At 61.9% G+C, this 2,511-nt stretch carries 2 protein-coding genes; both read left to right on the top strand.

Annotated features, from left to right (window positions below; all coding sequences use genetic code 11):
• Positions 1 to 111, top strand: a 111-nt coding sequence (locus EN935_RS30855) for a ribosomal protein L7/L12 (protein ID WP_164771485.1), incomplete at its 5' end; no start/stop codon positions are given.
• 251 nt (positions 112 to 362) lie between these two features.
• On the top strand, positions 363 to 2,511 hold a 2,149-nt coding region (gene rpoB, locus EN935_RS30860; RefSeq protein WP_127373959.1), incomplete at its 3' end, for a DNA-directed RNA polymerase subunit beta.

The raw sequence follows: 2,511 nt of genomic DNA on the forward strand, positions 1-2,511 counted from the left end.
GATCTGGTCGAAGCGGCTCCGAAGCCGGTCAAGGAAGCCGTTTCCAAGGCCGACGCTGACAAGTTCAAGGCCCAGCTGGAAGCAGCCGGCGCCAAGGTCGAACTGAAGTAAGCGTAAAAGCGGCGGGCGGCCCCGCGCCCTCCGCCACTCCCTTCGCTGGAAGGGAGCACGCGCAGCGCGAGACGTACGAGAACCTCTTTCCTGAGGGCCGAAAACCGGCCTTCAGGAAACGGGTTTTCTCCCGTTCTAGCCGGCCGCCGACAGGCGCCGGGAAAACAGACAGAGGGTTGCCGCCAAGGTGGCCCAGCATGCAAGGCGAGCCGCGGCGAGGCTCGTCCCGAGTTTAGAGCTAAGGAGCGACGATGGCCCAGACCCAGACTTTCAATGGCCGCAGACGCGTACGCAAGTTCTTCGGAAAGATCCCGGAAGTTGCGGAGATGCCGAACCTGATCGAGGTTCAGAAGGCATCCTATGACCAGTTCCTGATGGTGGCGGAGCCCAAGGGTGGGCGTCCGGACGAGGGACTGCAGGCCGTTTTCAAGTCGGTCTTCCCGATCTCCGATTTTTCCGGCTCCTCGATGTTGGAGTTCGTGAAGTACGAGTTCGAAGGACCGAAATTCGACGTTGACGAATGCCGTCAGCGCGACCTCACCTATGCCGCGCCGCTTAAGGTGACGCTGCGCCTCATCGTGTTCGATATCGACGAGGATACCGGCGCCAAGTCCATCAAGGACATCAAGGAGCAGGACGTCTACATGGGCGACATGCCGCTCATGACCTTGAACGGTACCTTCATCGTCAACGGCACCGAGCGCGTCATCGTTTCGCAGATGCACCGTTCGCCGGGCGTCTTCTTCGACCATGACAAGGGCAAGTCGCACTCGTCGGGCAAGCTTCTGTTTGCCGCGCGCGTCATTCCCTATCGCGGTTCGTGGCTCGACATCGAGTTCGATTCCAAGGACGTCGTGCACGCCCGCATCGATCGTCGCCGCAAGATTCCGGTGACGTCGCTGCTGATGGCGCTCGGCATGGACGGCGAAGAGATCCTGTCGACCTTCTACAACAAGATCACCTACAAGCGCGCCGGCGACCATTGGCGCATTCCGTTCAACGTCGAGCGTTTCCGCGGCCTCAAGGCTGTCGGCGACCTGGTCGATGCCGATACGGGCGAAGTCGTCGTCGAGGCTGGCAAGAAGATCACCGCACGCCAGGCAAGGGCGCTTGGCGAAAAGGGTCTGAAGGCGATCAAGGCGACCGACGAGGATCTGCTCGGCAACTATCTTGCCGAGGACATCGTCAACTACGGCACCGGCGAGATCTTCCTCGAGGCCGGCGACGAGATCGACGAGAAGACGCTGAAGGTTCTGCTCGGTACCGGCGAAGACGAGATCAAGGTTCTCGACATCGACCACGTCAATGTCGGCGCCTATATCCGCAACACGCTCAACGTCGACAAGAACGAGAGCCGCCAGGACGCGCTGTTCGACATCTATCGTGTCATGCGCCCCGGCGAGCCGCCGACGCTTGAAACCGCCGAAGCCATGTTCAACTCGCTGTTCTTCGACTCAGAGCGCTACGATCTGTCGGCCGTTGGCCGCGTCAAGATGAACATGCGTCTCGAGCTCAAGGCCGAGGACACCGTGCGCGTGCTGCGCAAGGACGACATCCTGGCCGTGGTCAGGACGCTGGTCGAATTGCGCGACGGCAAGGGCGAAATCGACGACATCGACAATCTCGGCAACCGTCGCGTGCGTTCGGTCGGCGAGCTGATGGAAAACCAGTACCGCGTCGGCCTGCTGCGTATGGAGCGCGCGATCAAGGAGCGTATGTCCTCGATCGAGATCGACACGGTCATGCCGCAGGACCTGATCAACGCCAAGCCGGCGGCTGCCGCCGTGCGCGAGTTCTTCGGTTCCTCGCAGCTGTCGCAGTTCATGGATCAGACCAACCCGCTGTCGGAGATCACCCACAAGCGTCGCCTCTCGGCGCTTGGACCGGGCGGTCTGACCCGCGAGCGCGCCGGTTTCGAGGTGCGCGACGTGCACCCGACGCATTACGGCCGTATCTGCCCGATCGAAACGCCGGAAGGCCCGAATATCGGTCTGATCAACTCGCTGGCCACTTTCGCGCGCGTCAACAAGTACGGCTTCATCGAGAGCCCGTACCGCAAGATCGTCGACGGCAAGCTGACCAATGACGTCGTCTATCTCTCGGCGATGGAAGAGGCCAAGCACCATGTCGCGCAGGCCAACGCCGAGCTCGACAAGAACGGTGGTTTCGTCGACGAATTCGTCATTTGCCGCAGCGCCGGCGAAGTGATGATGGCGCCGCGCGAAAACGTCGATCTGATGGACGTTTCGCCCAAGCAGATGGTGTCGGTGGCCGCGGTCCTGATCCCGTTCCTGGAAAACGACGACGCCAACCGCGCTCTGATGGGCTCGAACATGCAGCGTCAGGCCGTGCCGCTGGTGCGCGCCGAGGCGCCGTTCGTCGGCACCGGCATGGAGCCGA

The sequence above is a fragment of the Mesorhizobium sp. M7D.F.Ca.US.004.03.1.1 genome, from assembly GCF_003998635.1.
Lineage (GTDB): Bacteria > Pseudomonadota > Alphaproteobacteria > Rhizobiales > Rhizobiaceae > Mesorhizobium > Mesorhizobium loti.